The sequence below is a fragment of the Pseudomonas sp. ASL3 genome (assembly GCF_056680425.1).
Map to the genome: position 1 here is coordinate 3,979,755 of NZ_CM155281.1, position 21,809 is coordinate 4,001,563.

Below are 21,809 nucleotides of genomic sequence, written 5' to 3' on the forward strand. Positions count from 1 at the left end.
GCCTGGTGGAGCCTCTAGGCCGGGGAAAGCGCCATCGACTCGGTTTTCAGTAGATGAGCGACGCAGACCACCCGGATCAGGCCGCTGAAATTCTTCACGCCACCATGGCGCAGGTGCACTTCACGATCGACATAAGAAAGAATGGTATTGACCGAACAACTATTGGAGCGAGCGATATCGGCCAAAATATTCCAATACACCTCCTCCAGGCGCAAGCACGTCGCCAGCCCGTTCAAGCGAACAGACTTGGAATGAGGGCGCGCGAGACTCATATTAAAATCCTCGACAAAGGGATCGTCTTGTATCTTTCCGTACCGACTGAGATCCTTAATAGAACATCCAACACGTCGAACCATTTCTGCTTCCTCCTCTGTTAGTCATCTAACACAACCACGTCAGACCTAAATAAATGCAAAACTCACCTGCATATAAATCCAACAACAGATTTCTAGCCAGCAGAACACGCACCTCAAGTTTGTAGGACATCACTACATTTCAATGGGGATTATAGAAACTGGAAAAATCGTTAACCTGAACCACTCATGCCGGGGTCCTTAATATGTATATCACTCGCAGCCGATCGCCGTAGCGCAAGGCCAGAGGCCGTGAAGCCACGCGCCGAGCGAGGAGACGCCGAGAAAAACCGGAGGGATGACAAGGCGAAAAATACCCCCTGCTACACGCGAGGCAGAAACGGTTAAACACGTGACACTTGCAGAGCGCTATTACCGGACCTCTATAACGAACGAACCATCCACGCCATTTCTTTCATGCACTTTCATACGCACGATCAACGGATTGGCAGTTTGAAGAAAGGCGCGCACAGGCTAAATAAGTACCCGACACCAGAAAGCCCAAGGCACGCATTCGCCCAGCCACGAAAACCATGGCCAATGCGAGCTCGTCATACTGTTCTTCGAACATTAAGTGCAGGATACGAAACATCGCCCCCCCCCCCCCCGACGCTCCAGTGAACGTTATTGAACTTCATATAAAACACCTGCGTATCCACCCATAGACGAGAAAAACCGCCCACCAAGAGAACCCGTAACCTAGCCTTCTATTGCGCTGTCGCCCTGCGACAAAAAAGCCCTTCCTGGCGATAAACCGCAAACACCGTCGAACCGATGGCAAACGGTGCCATCACTCCAGAAGCGACGAGCAGCCGCCTCGCTTCCAGAAACATCCGGCAGACGCCTGCACGATCTGAGTGGTCTGCGACCGCTCTAGAACAGGTCTCGACGAACGAACCACCGCCCCGTATCAAAGCGCCTGCGCGTCAGCACTACAGCCGCGCCAAGCACTTGATTTGAGTAGCCCCCGGCTTTGCTGTTAAATACACGCGTGTCGCTACTGACGTGCCGTCTGGCTGTAGCGCATAGGCTGACCCCATGCTCGTGCAGCACGCCTCCTATTATTCAGAAGCGTACCGAGCGTCATCAGCTATTTCCTCGTGATCCGTCTTAATGTGAGTTTATTAAAATGTTGAAAATCGTCCACCTGCTAACGGGCGCAGCAGCCCTGCTGCTTTCCTTCATCCCTAGCCTGCGTAGTGAAGCCCTGTCTTCTTACCTCCTGCAACCCGATGCGCTTTACCTGGCGCTTTTCGGCTTGCTCAACCTGGTACTTGCCCCAGTGATCCCTTACTGGAACAGAGGCCCACGTCATCAGCTACAAAATCTGGTCAGCGCTCTTCTCGTGCTGGCTGTCGTCCTTCAAACCTTGACTCTGCTTGTTCCTCTGCAAACCATTGCCGGCCAACCGGCGATCATCGTCAGCCTGATCAGCGTCCTCGTTGCAGTGCTGCTGCATCTGGCCGTCAGCTTCTATCAATCGTCACCCTCGCCCGCCACACAAAGCCATGACATGACCAACCGCGATACCGGGACCGTCAAGTGGTTCAACACCTCCAAGGGATTTGGCTTCATCTCCCGCGACTCCGGCGATGATATTTTCGTACACTTTCGGGCCATTCGTGGTGAAGGCCATCGCGTATTGGTGGAAGGTCAGCGCGTCGAGTTCTCAGTGATGAATCGCGATAAGGGCCTGCAAGCCGAAGACGTGATTGCAGCGCTGCCACGCCGCTAAAATCCAGCGCCTCCCCCAAAAAAGAAAACCCGCCTCTCTTTAGGAGATCGCGGGTTTTTTATCGCGCCGGAAAAGCTGAATCAGTAATGCGGCGGGGGCGCCTCCTCCTCGAAGGTGTCGAACTGGCTGCCCATTTCTTCCTGACGTTTGAGCAGTGCGGCCATCTGCAACTGCAATCGCTCGACTGCGCGCTGCTGGGCGACCAGCACATCATTGAGCGACTGAATCGTGTCGTCCTGAAAGGCCAATCGACTTTCCAGCTCGGTAATACGCTGTTCAAGGCTCATGCCTGCCCCTCCTCGAAACGAAAATCTTCTGTTAACACTTGCTGTAAGCGGGTGCGGATGACCAATAGCTGTTCGGCGGTATAGGGCTGTGCCGGATGTTTACCCCAAACAGGAGCAGGCCAGGCCGCATCGTCCCGACGACGAACGATAACGTGCATATGTAGCTGACTAACGATATTACCCAACGCTGCGACATTGAGTTTGTCGGCATTAAATGAGTCGTTGAGTATTTGCGAGAGCGCAGTGGCCTCCTGCCACAACTGCAATTGATCCACCGGGTCTAGCTGGAACAATTCGCTGATGTCCGCCCGACGAGGCACAAGAATGAACCACGGGTAATTCGAATCATTGGATAACAACAAACGACACAGGGGAAAGTCCCCGATGGGTACAGTATCTTGCGCAAGACGCGGATCTAAAACGAACACCGCAAAACTCCTGATCAACTGGTTGGTTTTAGCTTGACACCGCGAATTTCGGAGTCATCAAGCAATACCGAGCAGGATACTCGGGAATGTGTCGTCGTTCACTGCCCGCGGTCAATTCAAGTGCCACTGTATTCCAGTCAGACAATCCGACAGACGGTCATGTCAGCCAAAAAACCCGAACACGCACAAACGCGGAACGCGCCGCCTTCACTTGCACTGATCTGAGACAATTTTTGCCTCTGAGCAGAACCTGCCGCGCTTCATTTTTAGCGGTGATTTTTTCAGCCACAGAGCCTCCGAAACCCCACCCAGTCATTTCCCGGCAAAAAAAAATACCACTGAACTGCCGTCTAGAGGCTTTAGAGTCGATCGTACAGACCCATCATCACGCACCCCGTAACACTACGCACCAAAACGAGTCACATCCCCCACTTGGACAGTGCTACCCACCCCTGATTTACCCAACACGCGGGCCTGACCGGTAACGCTTTGAGGTTTTCCCTTTTTGTCGAGCAAATTTTGTGGATTTTACTCATTCAAATACGATCAAAAAAATATCAATAAAAACAAATAGTTAGATATTTCCTCTTGCACAGAATGATGATTTGTGAAAAAAATGTGATCGCTTTTGAACTTTGTGCACGGTTGTTGCTTTGTCACACACCAGAGTCGGCAGGGACGCTCGCTGCGAAGCAAGTGCTTTGGGGACGAAAAAAAACGGAAGCGCAGGATGCAGGGAGTGTTTGAAAGGCTGTTCATAGACTGTTTGTACCTATGCTTAAGCCTTCAAAAAATACCGTTGTAATTGGTAGGACTTGATAGTGAAATCTACACAATTGCGACATGGACAACCTACATTTGCGACATGGCCGTAAAGATAACGAAAGGATAGGTTTGCAACTATCGCCAACATGGTCAGCGTGATATAAGTTTGCGCCGACTCAAAAAGAAAGAGCCTCCCAGATAAAAAAACAGGTGGGATGGCAGTAACTCTTCTTAAAAAACCAAAGGAGCAAATCACGATGAGAGTGATGAAGTGGAGCGCAATCGCCCTAGCAGTAACTGCGGGCAGCACCCAACTGGCAACGGCTGCAGCCTTCGTCAGTGATCAAGCCGACACCAAGGGCTTTGTAGAAGACAGCACGCTGAATCTGCTGCTTCGTAACTACTACTTCAACCGCAACAAAACAAATGGTGCAACGGACCAGAAAGACTGGACCCAGGGTTTCCACGGTGTTTTCAACTCGGGTTTCACTCAGGGTACTGTCGGCTTCGGTGTTGACGCCTTTGGCTACGCTGGCGTGAAACTCGACGGTTCCGACAAGTATTCCGGTTCGGGCAACCTGCAGCTCGAGCATAATGCCGACGGCACTACCAGCAACCAGGACAGCTACGGCAAAGCCGGCGCCGCGCTTAAAGTCCGTATCTCCAAGACAGAGCTGAAATACGGCGACATGCAGCCGGCTACCAGCCCAGTCTTCGCGGTTGGCGGCTCTCGCCTTTTGCCACAGACCGCTACCGGCTTCCTGTTGCAGAGCAGCGAAATCAAGGGTCTTGACGTTGAAGCGGGTCACTTCACCTCCGCGACCAGCCAGGACACGACCAAGCATAATGGCGAGATTTTTGCCACCTACGCTGGCGTCACAGCAAAATCGGCAGATTTCGTCGGTGGCAAATACGCCATCAACGACAGCCTGAGCGCTTCGCTTTACGGTGCCAAGCTGCAAGATATCTGGAACCAGTACTACGCCAACGTGAACTACGTCATGCCATTGGCTGATACTCAATCCCTGGCGTGGGACTTCAACATCTATCGCACGACCGATACCGGCGCAGCGAAAGCAGGCGAAATCAGCAACACCGCTTTCTCCCTGGCTGCTGCGTATTCGTTCCTGACCGCGCACACCCTGACCCTCAGCTTCCAGAAGGTCAACGGCAACACCCCGTTCGACTACATCGGTGTGGGTGACGATAACAAAGGCGGCGACTCGATCTTCCTTGCCAACTCCATCCAGTACTCCGACTTTAACGGTCCTGGTGAGAAATCCTGGCAGGCTCGTTACGACCTGAACATGGCATCCTACGGCGTACCTGGTCTGAGCTTCATGACCCGTTACGTTACTGGTGACCATATCGACGGTACTGGCGCTCCAGTGGGCCAAGCCTACGACGGCCTGTACGGTAAAGACGGCAAGCACCACGAGACCAACGTTGAAGCCAAATACGTTGTTCAGACGGGTCCAGCAAAAGACCTGTCCTTCAAAATTCGTCAAGCCTGGCACACTGGCAACGCAGACGATGGCGAAGGCACTATCCAAGAGTTCCGTTTGATCGTCGACTACCCGATTTCGGTCCTGTAATCGCACGTCAGTCGCACGCTATAGAAAACCCGGCTTAGGCCGGGTTTTTTTATGCGGTCGACATCCATGACACCGGCAGCCCTCTGCACAATTTCGTTGCACCCGCCCTGCCCTGTACGCGACTGGATCACCACCGTACAATGCCGGGTCATTTCTAGTCTCAGCAACCGACAACGGCCTACCATGCGTACCAGTCAATATTTGCTCGCCACACAGAAAGAAACCCCTTCCGATGCGGTCGTCGTCAGCCACCAGCTGATGCTGCGTGCCGGCATGATCCGCAAACTCGCTTCCGGCCTTTATACCTGGCTCCCCATGGGCTTGCGTGTGTTGCGCAAGGTCGAAGCTGTCGTTCGTGAAGAGATGAACGCTGCGGGTGCGCTCGAAGTATTGATGCCCGGCATCCAGCCCGCAGAGTTGTGGCAGGAATCGGGGCGCTGGGAACAATACGGCCCTGAATTGCTGCGCATGAAAGATCGACATGATCGTGAGTTCTGCGCAGGCCCGACCCACGAAGAAGTCATCACCGATCTGGCACGCAACGAGCTCAACAGCTACAAGCAGTTGCCGATCAACATGTACCAGATCCAGACCAAATTCCGCGATGAGATCCGCCCACGTTTCGGTTTGATGCGTGGTCGCGAATTCATCATGAAAGACGCGTACTCCTTCCATGTCGATCAGGCTTCGCTGCAAGAAACCTACGATCGCATGCATCAGGCGTACGTCAACGTGTTCACTCGCCTGGGCCTGAATTTCCGCCCGGTCGAAGCGGATAACGGCTCCATCGGCGGTGCCGGCTCCCACGAGTTCCACGTGCTGGCCGAGTCGGGCGAAGACGATATCGTGTTCAGCGACAGCTCCGATTACGCCGCGAACATCGAGAAGGCCGAGGCCGTTCCACGCGAACAGTCGCGCCAGGCACCGACCGAAGAGCTGCGCCTGATCGATACACCGAACGCCAAAACCATTGCGCAACTGGTGGAAGGCTTCAACCTGCCGATTGAAAGAACCATCAAGACCCTGGTGGTACACGCGGCGGAAGAAGGCAAACTCATCGCGCTGATCATTCGTGGCGATCACGAACTCAACGAAATCAAGGCCGCCAATCTGCAGCAGGTCGCCAGCCCGCTGGTCATGGCATCCGATGCCGAACTGCGTGACGCCATCGGCGCCGGCGCAGGTTCGCTTGGCCCATTGAATCTGCCGCTGCCTTGCATCATCGACCGCTCGGTCGAACTGATGAGTGACTTCGGCATTGGCGCCAACATCGACGACAAGCATTACTTCGGCGTCAACTGGGAGCGCGATCTGCCGGTTCCAGTCGTGGCCGACCTGCGTAACGTGGTGGCTGGCGACCCAAGCCCGGACGGCAAAGGCACGCTGGAAATCAAACGTGGTATTGAAGTCGGGCATATCTTCCAGCTCGGCACCAAGTACAGCGAAGCCTTGAAGTGCCAGGTGCTTGGCGAAAACGGCAAGCCAGTGACCTTGACCATGGGTTGCTATGGCATTGGTGTTTCTCGTGTGGTGGCGGCTGCCATTGAGCAGAACAACGATGAAAACGGGATCATCTGGAACGATGCGCTCGCACCTTTCCAGATCGCCCTTGTGCCATTGCGCTATGAAACCGACGCCGTGCGCGAAGCAACCGACAAGCTGTATGCCGAACTGACCGCAGCCGGTTTTGAAGTGCTGCTGGATGATCGCGACAAAAAAACCAGCCCCGGCAACAAGTTCGCCGACATGGAACTGATCGGCATCCCGCACCGCATCGTGGTCAGCGACCGCGGTCTGGCCGAGGGTAACCTCGAGTACAAGAGCCGTACCGAAGCCCAGGCCCAAGCCCTGCCTGTCGCCGACGTGCTGTCCTTTCTTCAGGCCCGCATCCGCCGCTGATGTCCGGGGCGCGCACGTGAATGACGTGCGCGCCCTCGCCTGACGGCCTATGACGAGGCGAGCCACGCCCTTTCTGCATCAAGAGATCACATGCTCAAGCGAAGCACCTTAAGTCTCGGCGGTACCGCACTCTGCGGTGCCCTGCTTGTCAGTGGTTGTGCCAACCACATGTCACAACGCAGCGAGCACGAAGAACGCGTCGAGCGCAAATTGCTCAACCACACCCTGCAAGTCGATATCGGTGAGCCCAAGGTGCTTGAGTTGCCGCAGCGTCGTGTGCGGATTCATGAGCAGAAGACGTTCGAAGTCACCGAATTTGAAGTGACCCGTCACTATGATCGCTATACCCCATACCAACCCTGGCGCGAGCTGTATGAAGTTCCGCTGGGCGCCGTTGCGTTGGTGGCCGGTGTCGGCGCCAACATTCTCAATGTGTTCATGCTCGGCAGCTTGCCGGACAGCGTGACCAAGGACTGGATCAGCTACGGCGTTGCCGGGGTCAATCCGTTCATGAACGTGCAATCCCATGGTCGGGCGCAACAGAACCTTTCCGGCATCGAAGAAACTCAGCGTGACAAGCGCATTGAGTACTCCAGCCTGCCGTGGAGCGAGCGTCCGGTTGAGGTCAAGGCTGGCACGCAGACTTACGATTTGTCCACCGATCGCAATGGCGTACTGCGCCTGAACCTGCTCGACAGCCCTTTTGCCGAACAGGACCTCAATCACATCACTCGCTTGCAGATCAACGTCGAGGATGACCAGGACAGTGTGCGCGCCGACGCTACTCTGCCAATCAGCAATTCATTGCGCGGCAAATTGCTCGAAGCACATGCGCTAATCTACGACAACCTTGAAGAGGACGAAGTCAGCCAATGGGTTCATCGGGTTAAACGCCTCTCAGAGCTGGGCCTCGAAGAAGAGGCCAGCGAACTGGAACAAAGCCTGATCGAGTTGACGCGCAACGACCCGGAACTTCAGCAGCAATTTCTCAAGTCATTGACTCGGGATGCAGGGCGTTTGGTGGCTGATCCTGAGGCGAACGACTGATACACCGTGCTGAATTCTTCGCAGGCAAGCCTGCTCCCACGGATGTACTCGATCTAACGGTGGGAGCAGGCTTGCAACTACGCGCCCCGCTGCGAAAGCAATATCAGTGCGTAAACAGCTCCAACTGCTCATGGGCGCCGCGTAGATCCTGCAGGCGCACGCCAATGCCCAACAAACGGACTGGTTTGCTACCTCGGGCGAAGGCCTGGGTCAGCAGTTGCTCAAAGCTGTCCAGATCACGCCCCGCGCCGGACTGCTCCAGGGTTGTCTGGGTAAAGTCATGAAACTTCACTTTGACGAAGGGCTTGCCCGCTCGGTAACTATCGTCCATGCGCGCCATTCGTCCAGAGAGGGTTTCGAGCAAGCCCGGTAGCTTCTCCAGACAACTGGCCAGATCCGGCAGATCGGCATCATAGGTATTTTCGACACTGACCGACTGACGCCGACTGTCATTCTGCACTGGCCGGTCATCGATCCCACGCGCCAGATTCCACAGCCGCTCACCAAAGCTGCCGAATTCACGCACCAACGCCAACTTGTTCCAGTCCCGCAGATCCGTGCAGGTGGCGATACCCAGTCGGCCCAATTTGTCGGCGGTCACCTTGCCGACGCCGTGCAACTTGCTCACCGGCAATGTGGCGACAAACTCCTCCACCTGACCCGGGGTAATCACAAACAGACCGTTGGGCTTTCTCCAGTCGCTGGCGATTTTGGCGAGAAACTTGTTAGGCGCAACGCCAGCCGACACCGTGATATGCAATTGATTGGACACCCGACGACGAATGTCCTGAGCAATTCGAGTGGCACTCCCCGAAAAATGGCTGCTGTCGGAGACATCCAGAAAAGCCTCATCCAGTGACAGCGGTTCGATCAGGTCGGTGTAATCGCGAAAGATGGTCTGAATCTCACGGGACGCTTCTTTATAAGCATCCATACGCGGCTTGACGATGGTCAGGTCGGGGCACAGTTTCAAGGCATGCCGGGATGACATCGCCGAACGTACGCCGTAAGCCCGCGCTTCATAGTTGCAGGTGGCGATCACTCCGCGACGATCCGCAGACCCGCCCACCGCCAACGGCTTGGCGGCCAGGCGCGGATCGTCGCGCATTTCGATGGCGGCATAAAAGCAGTCACAGTCGACGTGGATGATTTTGCGCTGCGTCATGAGGTGCGATTATGAATACTGTGGGTCGAGCAGTATCTCACTCACGCCGGGCTGTGGCACTCGCGATACTGAAAGCTACGTAGGAAAGGTCCTGAAGAAGAGGCTCGAATCCTCCTGACAGGTCCGCGCAGCAAGCCCTTGAGCCCAATCTGGCTTATAAGTGGCGAAGCTAAGCGATTGAAGGAAAAGCACTTTTTTAAATTAACCATTGACAGCCAAGCGTTCCGGCGTAGAATACCGACACACAGACGCGGGATGGAGCAGTCTGGTAGCTCGTCGGGCTCATAACCCGAAGGTCGTCGGTTCAAATCCGGCTCCCGCAACCAAACATCAAAAAAGGCTACTCGAAAGAGTGGCCTTTTTTGTATCTGCAATTCCGCCCTCTCCCCTCCGCCTCCTTATAGAAGCAAGGAACACTCAGACGGGGACAAAAGGTACCTGGTCGGGAAAAAGTCTTTGCGCATCGACCACTTAGCCGATCGACCGCTCTATTTTCGGTTAATTTCCCCTCGCGCAGCATTAACGGTTGACACTCCGCCGTTCGGCTGTAGAATGCCGCCACACAGACGCGGGATGGAGCAGTCTGGTAGCTCGTCGGGCTCATAACCCGAAGGTCGTCGGTTCAAATCCGGCTCCCGCAACCAAACATCGAAAAAGGCTGCTCGAAAGAGTGGCCTTTTTTGTGTCTGGCTGAAAAGCGCCGGAACAGCAGCCCAAAACGCTTGTCAGAACTGTCGGTCCCGAGGATAGGTATCTACCGACTAAAGAGTCGGCTGAAACGAATCCGCTACATTCGCTCGTTAGACTATGACGCGCTAATATTTCGAAAATATTTTTTGCGTAGGGATTGGTAACTTGTCTGTATACCTCCATCCTGTCGCGCACGATCCAAGGAGTGATTGATGCGCGCCAACTCGTCCGAAACCAATGAAGCTGTCACGGGTACTCATCCGATTGCGCCTACTCGTCTGCACTGGCTGGAACTGCTGAGCAAATATCGTCAACCCCTGGGGCTGGCGGTGACACTGCTGCTGTTCACTATTGCGTTGATCGCCTGTCGTCATCTGTTGAGCGAGCTCGACCTCTACGCACTGCACGACTCGTTGCTGAGCGTTCCGATGCCTGCGCTGGGCGGGGCTCTTGCGGCGACTGCCGTAGGATTTGTTGTGCTGCTGGGCTACGAATGGTCGGCCAGTCGCTACGCCAACGTCCAGTTGCCCACGCGCACATTGATCCTCGGCGGCTTTACTGCGTTTGCCATTGGCAATGCGGTAGGACTGTCGCTGCTGTCAGGCGGCTCCGTTCGCTATCGGTTGTACGTTCGTCATGGTCTGGGTGCCGCGGAAGTGGCGCGGATGACCTTGTTTGCCAGCCTGTCTCTGGGCTGCGCCCTGCCCCCGCTGGCTGCCTTGGCGACGTTGAGCGACTTGCCGTCCGCATCCGTCGCGCTGCATTTGCCCATTTCGCTGCTGGCCTCGATTGCTGTAGGTATTCTGGTACTCAGCGTCTTGCTGACGGCAGGCATTTATCGTCGTCGCCTGCCTGAACAACCGCTCCCGCACAACCTGTTGGTGCGCGTCGGGCGTCGCACGCTGCGCCTGCCTGGCCTGCGCCTGACCTTGATGCAATTGGTCATCACTGCGCTGGACGTCGCCGCAGCAGCCGTCGTACTTTATTTGTTACTCCCCGACGCTCCGCCTTTCGGTGCCTTCGTACTGGTTTACCTGCTGGCCCTGGCCGCAGGCGTACTCAGCCATGTACCAGGCGGTGTTGGCGTGTTCGAGGCGATTCTGCTGGCCGCCTTTGCCGACCAACTGGGTGCCGCACCGCTGGCGGCCGCCTTGCTGCTTTATCGCCTGATCTATGTGGTGCTTCCGCTGCTGCTGGCCTGCCTGGCGTTGCTGTTCAGCGAAGCACAGCGTCTGATGCCCACACGCCAAGCGATGCGCGTGGCTTCAGGTCTGGCCGCGCCGATCCTGGCACTACTGGTATTCCTGTCAGGTGTGGTCCTGCTGTTTTCCGGCGCCACACCGGAAATCGATACACGCCTGGAAGATCTTGGTTTTTTGATCCCGCACCGCTTGATCGACGCCTCACATTTTGGCGCAAGCCTGATCGGCGTGTTGTGCCTGCTGCTGGCCCAAGGCCTGCGTCGCCGTCTGTCAGCCGCCTGGATGCTGACCACCGTGCTGCTGCTGGTTGGCGCCCTGCTGTCATTGCTCAAGGGTTTCGACTGGGAAGAGGCGAGCCTGCTGATCCTGACCGCAGGTCTGCTGGCGATCTTCCGACGCTCGTTTTATCGCCCCAGCCGCTTGCTTGAATTGCCGTTTTCGCCGCTTTATCTGGTGGCGAGTGTGTGCGTACTCGCGGCGTCCATCTGGTTGCTGTTGTTCGCCTACCAAGACGTACCTTACAGCCATCAACTGTGGTGGCAGTTCACTCTCAACTCCGACGCCCCGCGCGCGTTGCGCTCTGCCCTGGGCAGCGCAGTACTGCTGGTGATCGTCTCCTTGACCTGGTTGCTGCGTACCGCACGCCCGGTCATCACCTTGCCTAATGCCACCGAACTGGCCAAGGCCGCCGAGATCGTGAATGCTTCCGACCAGCCTGACGGTGGGCTTGTGTTGACCGGTGACAAGGCGCTCCTGCTACATCCTGACGGCAAGGCCTTTATGATGTATGCCCGCCGTGGCCGAAGCCTGGTAGCGTTGTACGACCCGATTGGCCCGACACAGCAACGCGCCGAGCTGATTTGGCAATTCCGCGACCTGTGCGACGTCCACCACGCCCGCCCAGTGTTTTACCAGGTCCGCGCGGAGAATCTGCCGTTCTACATGGACATTGGCCTGACCGCGATCAAACTAGGTGAGGAAGCCCGGGTCGACTTGCATCGCTTCGACATAGAATCGAAAGGCAAGGAGATGAAGGACCTGCGCTACACCTGGAACCGGGGTGGTCGGGACGGCTTGTCGCTGGAGATCTACGAGGTCGGCCAGGCACCACTGGACGAGCTGAAGGTGATTTCCGATGCCTGGCTCACCGGCAAGAACGTACGAGAGAAAGGCTTCTCCCTCGGCCGCTTCAGCCCGGAGTACTTGCAACACTTCCGTATAGCGATCATCCATTTCGAAGGTAAGCCAGTGGCGTTCGCCAACCTGCTGGAAACCTCCAGCCATGAATTGGCTAGCCTCGACTTGATGCGCGCTCACCCAGATGCACCGAAGCTGACCATGGAATTCATGATGGTCGGCCTGATTTTGCACTACAAACAACATGGGTATGGACGCTTCAGCCTGGGTATGGTGCCGCTTTCCGGTCTGCAACCGCGTCGCGGCGCACCCCTGACCCAACGCCTTGGCTCGATGGTCTTCCGTCGTGGCGAGCAACTGTATAATTTCCAAGGTTTGCGCCGTTTCAAAGACAAGTTCCAGCCTGACTGGGAGCCCCGCTATATGGCCGTACCCGCCGGACTCGATCCGCTCGTGGCACTGGCTGACACCGCCGCCCTGATTGCAGGCGGCCTGACTGGATTGGTGAAACGCTAATGATTCAACGCTACTGGCGATTTTTGCTCGCAGCCCTGATTGTTCTCGCACTGGTACTTGGTTTTTGGCTGTGGAACCGTCCTGCCCCTGAAGCGCGTCTCGAACACCTGACACTGGAAGATGGTACGGCGCTGACCCGGGTTTCGCCGGGCAGCACACCAACAGCCAAAGTCGCCCTGGCCGTCCTCGCCGATGAAGGGCTGACAGACAAGCAACTGCTGGCGCTGAGTCAGGACGGTGACGCTCAGGTTGTGCAGGTCACCCTGCCCAAGAACGACTGTGCGCTGCAGGAAAAAACGCTGACAGCCGCCCTGCAGAAACTCGACGGCCCTGCCACCCTGGTGGGCGGGGTCGGCCCGGGCGCAACTTTGGCCTGGCGCTGGCTGGCTACGCAAACCGACGATCAGGCGAAAGCGATCTCGGTCGGTTTCAGCCTCGAACCACCCGCGTGCAAAGACAATATTCCGCAATCAGCAGCGCACGGCCGCTGGTATGCCGCCTGGAACGACGGCCCGGATGACGACGCCGCAAAACTTGTTCGCGATCAACCTAATGCCGAAAACAGCATCAGCGACTATGACGTTCACCTGCCACAGTTGCTCAACAGCCAACTGCGCCACCAATTGGTCGCCGATGACAATGACGGCGGCCTGAATATCCCGGTGGTCGAAGTCCCGGCCGGCCAGACGACTGACACCGTCACCCTGTTTCTTTCCGGTGACGGTGGCTGGCGTGACCTCGACCGCGACGTAGCGGGCGAGATGGCCAAAATTGGCTACCCGGTGGTCGGTATCGACACCCTGCGTTACTACTGGCAGCACAAGTCTCCCGAGCAAAGCGCTCTGGACCTGGCTGAGCTGATGGCGCATTACCGGCAGAAGTGGGGCACCAAGCGCTTCGTGCTGATGGGATATTCGTTCGGCGCCGATGTACTGCCGGCGATCTATAACCGTCTGGCTCCTGACGAGCAAAAACGTGTCGACACCATCGTCCTGCTGGCATTCGCCCGCAGTGGCAGCTTCGAAATCCAGGTAGAGGGCTGGCTGGGAACTGCTGGCAAAGAAGCCCCTACCGGCCCGGAGATGGCCAAGCTGCCTCCTGAGAAGGTGTTGTGCGTGTATGGCGCTGAAGAGGACGCTGAAAGTGGCTGCACCGAAGCCACCGCCGTAGGCGAGAAGCTCAGACTGCCAGGCGGCCACCACTTCGATGAAGATTACCCGGCCCTGGCCAAGCGCATGATCGATGCTATTGAAAAGCGTCAAGGTAAGACCCAAGCCAAACAAGGCTGATCCACAGCGCAAGCGACTCTAAACCGAAAGCGCCCCGCAAAAAAAGAGTCCCCGTAGCTTTGCAGCTCGGGGACTTTTTTATTGGCCGTGGACCGAAGCTGCAAGCCTCAAGCTCCAAGCTCCAAGCTCCAGACTTGCAACTTAAAGCTTGAAGCTTGAAGCTGGCCGAAGGCCTCTACATCTCTACCTGAGTACCCAGCTCAATCACCCGATTGAACGGTAGATTGAAGAAGCGCAGGTTGCCGTTGGCGTTCTTGAGCATGAACGAGAACAACCCCTCACGCCAACGCGCCATGCCTTCCAGTTTGGCGGCAATGACCGTTTCACGGCTGAGGAAGTAGGTGGTGCGCATCGGACTGAAACTCAGTTCCTCCAGATGGCACAGCTTCAGCGCCGCAGGCACGTCCGGCTCGTCAATGAAACCGAAGTGCAGGATCACCCGATAAAAACCCTCGCCATAAGCCTCAACTTCAAAACGTCGGCTCGCAGGGACGCGCGGGGAATCTTCGTAGACCACCGTCAGCAGCACCACTTGATCGTGCAACACCTGATTGTGCAGCAGGTTATGCAGCAAGGCATGCGGGACCGCATCGGGCCGCGCGGTCAAAAACACGGCCGTACCTTGCACGCGATGCGGTGGCTGTACGCGAATGCTGCTGATAAAAATGGGCAGCGGCAGCCCCCCTCCATCGAGTCGGTCTACCAGCAACTGTTTACCGCGCTTCCAGGTGGTCATCAAGATGAACAGGACAATCCCCGCCAAAACCGGGAACGCGCCGCCCTGCACTATTTTCGGGACGTTAGCCGCAAAGAACAGACCGTCGACCAGCAGGAAGCAGAACAGAACCGGTACCGCCAACAACGGCGGCCATTTCCACAACAACAAAACCACTGCCGACACCAGGATCGTGGTGATCAGCATGGTGCCGGTCACGGCAACGCCGTAAGCAGAAGCCAGTGCATTGGAAGACTCGAAACCCAGTACCAGCAAGATCACACCCACCATCAGCGACCAGTTCACCGCACCGATGTAAATCTGGCCCTGGGAAGAGCTGGAGGTGTGCTGGACGTGCATGCGCGGGATGTAACCCAGCTGGATCGCCTGCAACGTCATGGAGAACGCCCCGGAAATCACCGCTTGTGAAGCGATCACCGTGGCCAGGGTCGACAGGCCGACCAACGGGATCAGCGCCCAGCTCGGCGCCAGCAGATAGAACGGGTTGCGCGCCGCTTCCGGGTCATCGAGCAATAACGCACCCTGACCAAAATAGTTCAGCACCAGCGCTGGCAGCACCAAAGCGAACCAGGCACGGGCGATTGGTTTGCGACCGAAGTGGCCCATGTCGGCATAAAGCGCTTCAGCGCCGGTCAGTGACAGGACCACGGCACCGAGAATTGTCACGCCGATGCCCGGGTGGACGACAAAGAAGCGCACCCCCCACGCAGGGTTCAGCGCGTTGAGCACCTCTGGATGCTGCATGATCCCATTGAGCCCCAGAGCAGCCAGCACCAGAAACCAGATGACCATCACCGGACCGAACAGAATGCCGATCCGTGCCGTACCGTGACGCTGAATCAGAAACAGCCCTACCAGAACGACCAGCGAAATGGGTACCACCCAATGTTCGACGCCCTTGAACGCCAGCTCCATGCCTTCCACCGCCGAGAGCACGGAGATGGCCGGGGTGATCATGCTGTCGCCATAAAACAGCGCTGCCCCGAACAAACCAAAGACCACCAACGCACTGCGTAATCTGGGGTACGGCGAGGCGGCCCGCCGCGCTTGCGCAGTCAGCGCCATGATTCCGCCCTCGCCCTGGTTGTCGGCGCGCAAAATGAACAGCACGTATTTAAGCGAAACCACCCAAATCAGCGACCAGAAGATCAGCGCCAGAATGCCGAGCACCCCGTCGTGGTCAACCTTTACCCCATACCCCCCAGAGAACACCGTTTGGAGGGTGTACAACGGGCTGGTGCCGATATCGCCGTAAACCACACCGACGGCTGCGATCAGCAGACTCAACGGTTTTGCCGAATGATGTCCAGCATCTGCCTGACTAATTGCCTGACCCATTAACCACTCCTACAACCAAGACTGGGCTCCAAAAGCACAACGCTGTGCCTGAGCGAGCGCCGTTTTTACAGATACCGATTAACGCGATCGATGAGATCGGGCGTAACGCCGCGAAGCATAGCGCAGCACTCGTCGTAATTCTCTGCATAAAGCTGGTCAATCTACAGTCCCGCCGCTAGAATTGCGCACTTTTTGATCAGCGGCGCGCCAAGCGCCCAGACGGCGCCCCGGCCATTTGCCCGGGCGCCACCCAATGCCGAGGTTCGCCATGTCCACTGTCACCACGCCGTCCGCCCCAAAGGTTGGCTTCGTTTCCCTGGGTTGCCCCAAAGCCCTGGTCGATTCCGAGCGCATCCTCACCCAACTGCGCATGGAAGGCTACGAAGTCGTGGCTACCTATCAAGACGCCGACGTCGTGGTAGTCAACACTTGCGGCTTTATCGACAGCGCCAAGGCCGAATCCCTGGAAGTGATCGGTGAAGCCCTCGCTGAAAACGGCAAAGTGATCGTCACTGGCTGCATGGGCGTCGAAGAAAGCGCGATCCGCCTGGTTCACCCCAGCGTGCTGGCCGTTACCGGTCCGCAGCAGTATGAGCAAGTGGTCAACGCCGTTCATGACGCCGTGCCGCCAAACCTCAATCACAACCCACTGATCGATCTGGTGCCGCCTCAAGGCATCAAGCTGACACCACGCCACTACGCATACCTGAAGATATCCGAAGGCTGCAACCACAGTTGCAGCTTCTGCATCATCCCGTCCATGCGCGGCAAGCTGGTCAGCCGTCCGGTCGGTGACGTACTCGACGAGGCCCAGCGCCTGGTCAAGGCCGGGGTCAAGGAACTGTTGGTGATCTCCCAGGACACCAGCGCCTATGGTGTCGACATCAAATACCGCACCGGTTTCTGGAACGGCCAACCGGTCAAGACACGCATGACCGAACTGTGCGAAGCGCTCAGCACGCTCGGCGTCTGGGTCCGTCTGCACTACGTCTACCCCTACCCGCACGTCGATGAACTGATTCCGCTGATGGCCGCCGGAAAAATCCTGCCGTACCTGGACATCCCCTTCCAGCACGCCAGCCCGAAAATCCTCAAGGCGATGAAGCGTCCTGCCTTCGAAGACAAGACCCTGGCGCGGATCAAGAACTGGCGCGAGATCTGCCCGGATCTGATCATCCGTTCGACCTTCATCGTCGGCTTCCCCGGCGAAACCGAAGAAGACTTCCAGTACCTGCTCGAGTGGCTGACTGAAGCACAACTCGACCGAGTGGGCTGCTTCCAGTACTCCCCGGTCGAAGGCGCACCGGCCAACGCCCTGGGCGATCACGTCCCGGACGAGATCAAACAGGATCGCTGGGAGCGCTTCATGGCGCACCAGCAGGAAATCAGCGCCGCACGCCTGCAACTGAAAGTCGGCAAAGAAATCGAAGTGCTGATCGATGAAGTCGACGAACAAGGCGGCGCGGTCGGCCGTTGCTTCTTCGACGCCCCGGAAATCGACGGTAGCGTCTACATCGACAGCGACCAGGATTTCAAGCCGGGCGATAAAGTCATGTGCCGGGTCACCGCCGCTGACGAATACGACCTGTGGGCTGAAACGATCTAATCGTTTTTCCTCTCAAAAAGCCCTGCCTTTCAACCGGCGGGGCTTAATGAGAGGGTCAGCCTGACCGAGAAGCCCCACAGGTTTACGCTTGTGGGGCTTTTCTCGTTTCAGGCGGAGGATCTCTCTGCCCTGCGGCTTGGCGCAACTATCCGCCTGCACCGTCACGGAGTACAACCATTGGGTCGCAGGAGATGGACTGCCTCTACACTTTTTGGAAGTTGCTTATTCATCAACGATCTTCCCATTGACCCGGATAACGGGTTTGCGCTTTTCGGTAAAGCCGCACAGGCCGTCGATTTCTTTCGGGAACGGTGTGTAAGGCACGTTGTAGAGAATGTATTCCTCCAGGCAGTTCGGCAGGATCCAGAAAAACAGCCAGAACACACGAATCGGCACCACCACGGGCGCCCATAGCTTGCCCTTCGTGGTGGCGAGGCTGGTGCGCAAGGCGGCTTTCCACTCGTGGAAATGGCGCCATGTTGCTTGTTGGCGTGTCATGCTTGAGAGTGGCGGTGGGGGTGGAGGAAGATCTTGTGGGCCGTGGGCCATAAACAATTGCAAGTACTCCCACAACGACTTGGCCGAACGATCTCCGACATGCGCGCCAAGATTGCCGCACGCGACGCAGACTTCCCCGGGCTGCGGAAAAGCATAATCGACCCCGATCAGATACAACGGATGCCGAGAGGCATAACCGCTACCGGAAACGATGGGTATATAGCCGGCCAGTACTTCGAGTTGGTCCCAATCCAGTATGTGTAGATGCGTTTTGCCTGGGAAGGTGTAATAGAGCTTGCGGGTGCCACGGTGGATGCGGATGAAGGCGCCACGGTTGCGATGGGTGCCGTTAAGGAAATAGATTATCACTGCAAAAATGACGAGAAGCCAAGGGAGGAAAATGACGTCCAGCCATCCATTGACTCCAAGGACCACATCAGGTGTTAAGTATCGAATAGCACATGTAATGAAGATGGAAATTGCCACAGCAGACACCATTGACATACCAATAAAAATGGCTGACCCGCTTCGGGTTAAGTTGGCAAACGTCTCCAGCTCGATACATTGCTCATTAACCCTCCGTACACCATCCGGTTGCGGCACTTCACCGGTGGAGTAGTTGTGATACAGCCGTGTGCCGCCAAAGCGAAAGCTTTTAGGCAGGCGCCTGACATTGGCCGCGCTCACTTTGGCGCCTCCACAGGCGCGACTTTGTTTTCGTCGATGGGGTCACTGAACCAACCGCCTGCGGTAAATATCAGCGGCTCCGGTGCACCCGGTTGGGTGAGGGCTAGATCCGGTTGTTCTTGGGGATTGGGTTGATACAAGTATTCCACAGCGACTTGGGCGTCTTCATGCATGGAAATGGTCCAGCCACGCTCAGCTCCCAATGTCGGACCACGCGTGATCAGGTACTGACGTTGATAATCGATGGGATGAGTGCCTGAGGCATGCATGATGGGACCTTCGACTCCAGACAGGCGCTGGCCATCAAGAGTGACATGCATCTCCAAGACGAACCTTTCATCATTCATGGAGCCAGGCAGTAGGCAACGGATGGTCAGGGTGCCAACGTCATAGCCAAAGGATTTGTCCCACTGGGCACTCAGCCGCGGGCGATAGAGCAGGTTGTAAAAGGCCTCCAGCTCTTGTTTATGGGTGTAGTGTTTTTGATGCAGCCCCCAGGCACTGTGTTTGAGCCAGATATCGACTGGACCATGCTTTATGTCATCGGCCTGCATGCCAAGATAAATCACGGAACCAAGGGTAACCAACGCAATCACCGCCCAGCCTGCTGGGGTCAGGCCCAGCACGGCAACTGTTCCGCCGCCAGCGGCCATACTCGCAATGGACGCGGCAGTCGCGGTACCGCCTGCCCACATGGCCAGGGTCAATGTGCCACCGGCCAAGGCGGTGCCTAGATACAGCTTCGCTTGCTCAAGGTTGAGATCATTGACTGCGTTGACGGTTTTGATCCCGTCAGCTAGAGCAGCTAACGCAACGCCGCCCGCACCGAAGTAGGCAACGCCGATCTTGGCACTCAATGCTTTGAGGGATGTTGCCAGCATTGCATTCCCACGATTGGCAGCAGCTACGGCAATGCCCGTTGCACCTATCTCTATACCGGCACCTATGAGTGCACTACTTGCTCCGATCACACTAGCGAGGCTTGATTTGCTCCAGTGCTCTTTGATCCCGGTCTGAATCCCTTGCACTATCCCAATCACCGCCAGAACCCCACCCACCCCGGTAAACAAATACCCCGCCGGCCCGCGCAACTTCTCCAGACTCCTGATCAACGGATTCCCTTCCAGCGGCATCGCCCGTTTCGGTGGCAGCTCCGGGCGGCTTGCGGGGGCTTTATCGATCACCGCGTAGTCGGTTTCTCCGACCTTGACCCATTCGTAGATCGGCACCCGGATGCTGAAGGTCTGTTCCACGATGGGCGCGGCGGCGGGCAGGTTCCAGCGCGCGATCAGCTCCGGTCCCAGCGTTTGGTAGCCTTGCAGCTCGCGGGCGAAGCGCAGGTACTGGGCGGCGCTGACCTCGTGTTGGATCAGGGTGGCGTTGAAGCGCACTTCCAGCACATGCCGCAGGCGGCGGATCATGACGTCGGCACTGTGCGAGGTCGGAACGGCTTGCAGCAGACTGATCAGGGCATTGGTGGCCGGGGTGGCGGCGTGTTCTTCGAGGTAGTTGTTGACGACCTCAAACACGCCTTTGCTCACGGTCAGGGTGTTGTTCAGGCGTGCCAGCAGCCCCAGATTGCCCAGGGTCACGGCCCGCCAGTAGTGACTGCCTTGAGCCGGTGAGTCGATCAGCGCACCCAGGATGCGTCGGCCCTCTTGGGTGTGCACCAGGGCGCCGAGGCACTGAAACACCGCCTCCTCGTAGCCGCGGGCGTTGTGGATCACGTTCAGGTCGAAGCAGCGCAGGGCCAATTCCAGCGGCTTGCCGGGGTTGCAGAGGACGACCCAGGCGATGGCGTCATCGACGGCGTTTTCGATGGGCGTGTCGAAGGTGTTGAGCTGCGCCTTGTAGAGCGCCGGAAAGCTCTGGGCGGCGCTCAACTTGACCAGCGCTTGTTGCCGGGCCAGCGTCTGGGCCTGGGCCGGGGTATTGGCCTGCTGGAAATAGCCGTTGATCAACTGCGCGCTGCTGAGTTTGTGCGCGTTGTCGGCGGCGAATTTAGCCTTGGCCTGCACCAGCGTGGTCGCCAGATGGTTGAGTTCGCTGGTGATGCCGAAGGGGTCTTGCAGCACCAGCGCCACCACCTCCGTGTCGTGGCGCAGGGCCAGACGCATCTCTTGATTGATGTACCCGGCGCTCACCGAGCGTGGCTGGCTTTCGCTCCACTGAAAGGGGCTGGCGCTGGGGATCTGCAACGAGCGCTGGCGAATCATCAGCGACGGCGGAACATTCAACTCGGGGGCGACCGCGACCAGGTGGGAGGCCGGCAAGCTGTGCTGTTGTTCGGCACCGCCTGAGGGCTTGACTGGGGTGGCCAGCAGGCTGCGCAGTTGGTAGCTGTCCTGCTCGATCTGCCACAGGGTGCAATGGCTGAGCAGGGCGTCGCTGACCATCAGCCAGACGCTGTCGGCGGTGCTGGCCACGGGCGCCGGGATATACGCCGTCGCCCCGATGACATGCGGCTTGGCATGGCGCCCGGGGGTGACATCGTCATAGTCCTTGTCGCCCCACCACAGCGCAGCGAACAGGGCGTTTTCGGTGACCTGATAGTGCTGGGTCCACATGCGCCCGTCTTTGAAGTAGAACAGATAGACATAGCTGCCGGGACGCAACAGGCGCAGGCCGTAGTGCTTGCCGCCCTTGAGGGCCGGATAGCCGCGGGTGGCGAGTTGGGGCAAGGCGCTGCTTTCGTACGGCACGTCGGCTGTCGCATAGCGCAGCGGGTAGATCGGCACGCAGCGCTGGCAGGCCGGGTCGTTGAGGAACCGACCAAACTTGGGCTCGCTGGGATGAGGCGGTTGCAGGGCTTTTTTGTGGAGGTGGCACATGGTCT

General features: G+C 57.4%; 14 protein-coding genes, 2 tRNA genes and 1 pseudogene. 9 read left to right on the plus strand and 8 right to left on the minus strand.

Translation table 11 applies throughout. The annotated features are described in order from the left end of the window. Positions 1-14 precede the first annotated feature (14 nt). Together AC1MEE_RS18495 and AC1MEE_RS18500 are read right to left on the minus strand one after the other, a co-directional pair. Entirely contained in the window at positions 15-356 is a 342-nt protein-coding gene (locus AC1MEE_RS18495; RefSeq protein WP_480411034.1) for a ribbon-helix-helix domain-containing protein, read from the minus strand. A gap of 451 nt (positions 357-807) precedes the next feature. Next, positions 808-1,039 (minus strand): annotated as a pseudogene (locus AC1MEE_RS18500) (DNA starvation/stationary phase protection protein); the annotation flags it as partial. Positions 1,040-1,482: 443 nt separating this feature from the next. Here AC1MEE_RS18500 and AC1MEE_RS18505 point away from each other — a divergent pair. After that, positions 1,483-2,088, plus strand: a complete 606-nt coding sequence (locus AC1MEE_RS18505) for a cold-shock protein (protein WP_480411035.1) — start codon at positions 1,483-1,485, stop codon at positions 2,086-2,088. 80 nt (positions 2,089-2,168) lie between these two features. Here the strand turns inward: AC1MEE_RS18505 and AC1MEE_RS18510 are convergent, their stop codons facing one another. Next, positions 2,169-2,375: a SlyX family protein gene (locus AC1MEE_RS18510; RefSeq protein WP_480411036.1), complete on the minus strand. Its 207-nt coding sequence runs from the start codon at positions 2,373-2,375 to the stop codon at positions 2,169-2,171. Beyond that, on the minus strand, positions 2,372-2,803 hold the full coding sequence (locus AC1MEE_RS18515; RefSeq protein WP_480411037.1) for an HIT domain-containing protein: 432 nt from the start codon (positions 2,801-2,803) through the stop codon (positions 2,372-2,374). The genes AC1MEE_RS18510 and AC1MEE_RS18515 overlap by 4 nt, the downstream gene beginning before the upstream one ends. A gap of 1,022 nt (positions 2,804-3,825) precedes the next feature. Here AC1MEE_RS18515 and AC1MEE_RS18520 point away from each other — a divergent pair. The 3 genes from AC1MEE_RS18520 (at position 3,826) to AC1MEE_RS18530 (ending at position 8,109) form a co-directional block, all read left to right on the plus strand. Then, positions 3,826-5,163 (plus strand): OprD family porin, encoded by a 1,338-nt coding sequence (locus tag AC1MEE_RS18520; protein ID WP_480411038.1) that lies wholly within the window; start codon positions 3,826-3,828, stop codon positions 5,161-5,163. A 183-nt stretch (positions 5,164-5,346) separates the two neighbouring features. Next, a complete protein-coding gene (locus AC1MEE_RS18525) occupies positions 5,347-7,062 on the plus strand; it encodes a proline--tRNA ligase (protein ID WP_480411039.1) in 1,716 nt (571 codons plus the stop codon). Between the two features lie 90 nt (positions 7,063-7,152). Next, complete coding sequence (locus AC1MEE_RS18530) at positions 7,153-8,109, plus strand: hypothetical protein (protein ID WP_480411040.1); 957 nt, start codon at positions 7,153-7,155, stop codon at positions 8,107-8,109. A 103-nt stretch (positions 8,110-8,212) separates the two neighbouring features. On the opposite strand, the gene dinB is transcribed toward AC1MEE_RS18530, so the two are convergent. Next, positions 8,213-9,274, minus strand: coding sequence for a DNA polymerase IV (dinB, locus tag AC1MEE_RS18535; RefSeq protein ID WP_480411041.1), 1,062 nt, complete (start codon positions 9,272-9,274; stop codon positions 8,213-8,215). A gap of 249 nt (positions 9,275-9,523) precedes the next feature. On the opposite strand from dinB, the gene AC1MEE_RS18540 reads away from it, so the two are divergent. From AC1MEE_RS18540 to AC1MEE_RS18555, 4 genes are all read left to right on the plus strand, one after another. After that, positions 9,524-9,600 (plus strand) — tRNA-Met (locus AC1MEE_RS18540). Between the two features lie 241 nt (positions 9,601-9,841). Next, a tRNA-Met gene (locus tag AC1MEE_RS18545) sits at positions 9,842-9,918 on the plus strand. A gap of 258 nt (positions 9,919-10,176) precedes the next feature. Continuing rightward, positions 10,177-12,819, plus strand: coding sequence for a bifunctional lysylphosphatidylglycerol flippase/synthetase MprF (gene mprF, locus AC1MEE_RS18550; protein ID WP_480411042.1), 2,643 nt, complete (start codon positions 10,177-10,179; stop codon positions 12,817-12,819). Next, positions 12,819-14,108: a virulence factor family protein gene (locus tag AC1MEE_RS18555; RefSeq protein WP_480411043.1), complete on the plus strand. Its 1,290-nt coding sequence runs from the start codon at positions 12,819-12,821 to the stop codon at positions 14,106-14,108. Before mprF ends, AC1MEE_RS18555 begins: the two co-directional genes overlap by 1 nt. 175 nt (positions 14,109-14,283) lie before the next feature. On the opposite strand, the gene AC1MEE_RS18560 is transcribed toward AC1MEE_RS18555, so the two are convergent. Next, positions 14,284-16,182: a potassium transporter Kup gene (locus tag AC1MEE_RS18560; RefSeq protein WP_480411044.1), complete on the minus strand. Its 1,899-nt coding sequence runs from the start codon at positions 16,180-16,182 to the stop codon at positions 14,284-14,286. 268 nt (positions 16,183-16,450) lie between these two features. On the opposite strand from AC1MEE_RS18560, the gene rimO reads away from it, so the two are divergent. Continuing rightward, positions 16,451-17,788, plus strand: a complete 1,338-nt coding sequence (rimO, locus tag AC1MEE_RS18565) for a 30S ribosomal protein S12 methylthiotransferase RimO (RefSeq protein ID WP_480411045.1) — start codon at positions 16,451-16,453, stop codon at positions 17,786-17,788. Between the two features lie 222 nt (positions 17,789-18,010). Here rimO and AC1MEE_RS18570 read toward each other — a convergent pair whose 3' ends face one another. Both AC1MEE_RS18570 and AC1MEE_RS18575 read right to left on the minus strand, forming a co-directional pair. Further along, positions 18,011-18,973 (minus strand): DUF6708 domain-containing protein, encoded by a 963-nt coding sequence (locus tag AC1MEE_RS18570; RefSeq protein ID WP_480411046.1) that lies wholly within the window; start codon positions 18,971-18,973, stop codon positions 18,011-18,013. Beyond that, positions 18,970-21,804: a toxin VasX gene (locus AC1MEE_RS18575; RefSeq protein ID WP_480411047.1), complete on the minus strand. Its 2,835-nt coding sequence runs from the start codon at positions 21,802-21,804 to the stop codon at positions 18,970-18,972. Before AC1MEE_RS18575 ends, AC1MEE_RS18570 begins: the two co-directional genes overlap by 4 nt. Positions 21,805-21,809 lie beyond the last annotated feature (5 nt).

Excerpts from the sequence above, each read along its gene's own strand:
- AC1MEE_RS18495 (WP_480411034.1), bottom strand. The coding sequence starts at position 356 with ATGGTTCGACGTGTTGGATGTTCTATTAAGGATCTCAGTCGGTACGGA.
- AC1MEE_RS18505 (WP_480411035.1), top strand. The coding sequence starts at position 1,483 with ATGTTGAAAATCGTCCACCTGCTAACGGGCGCAGCAGCCCTGCTGCTT.
- AC1MEE_RS18510 (WP_480411036.1), bottom strand. The coding sequence starts at position 2,375 with ATGAGCCTTGAACAGCGTATTACCGAGCTGGAAAGTCGATTGGCCTTT.
- AC1MEE_RS18520 (WP_480411038.1), top strand. The coding sequence starts at position 3,826 with ATGAGAGTGATGAAGTGGAGCGCAATCGCCCTAGCAGTAACTGCGGGC.
- AC1MEE_RS18525 (WP_480411039.1), top strand. The coding sequence starts at position 5,347 with ATGCGTACCAGTCAATATTTGCTCGCCACACAGAAAGAAACCCCTTCC.
- AC1MEE_RS18530 (WP_480411040.1), top strand. The coding sequence starts at position 7,153 with ATGCTCAAGCGAAGCACCTTAAGTCTCGGCGGTACCGCACTCTGCGGT.
- dinB (WP_480411041.1), bottom strand. The coding sequence starts at position 9,274 with ATGACGCAGCGCAAAATCATCCACGTCGACTGTGACTGCTTTTATGCC.
- mprF (WP_480411042.1), top strand. The coding sequence starts at position 10,177 with ATGCGCGCCAACTCGTCCGAAACCAATGAAGCTGTCACGGGTACTCAT.
- AC1MEE_RS18555 (WP_480411043.1), top strand. The coding sequence starts at position 12,819 with ATGATTCAACGCTACTGGCGATTTTTGCTCGCAGCCCTGATTGTTCTC.
- AC1MEE_RS18560 (WP_480411044.1), bottom strand. The coding sequence starts at position 16,182 with ATGGGTCAGGCAATTAGTCAGGCAGATGCTGGACATCATTCGGCAAAA.
- rimO (WP_480411045.1), top strand. The coding sequence starts at position 16,451 with ATGTCCACTGTCACCACGCCGTCCGCCCCAAAGGTTGGCTTCGTTTCC.
- AC1MEE_RS18575 (WP_480411047.1), bottom strand. The coding sequence starts at position 21,804 with ATGTGCCACCTCCACAAAAAAGCCCTGCAACCGCCTCATCCCAGCGAG.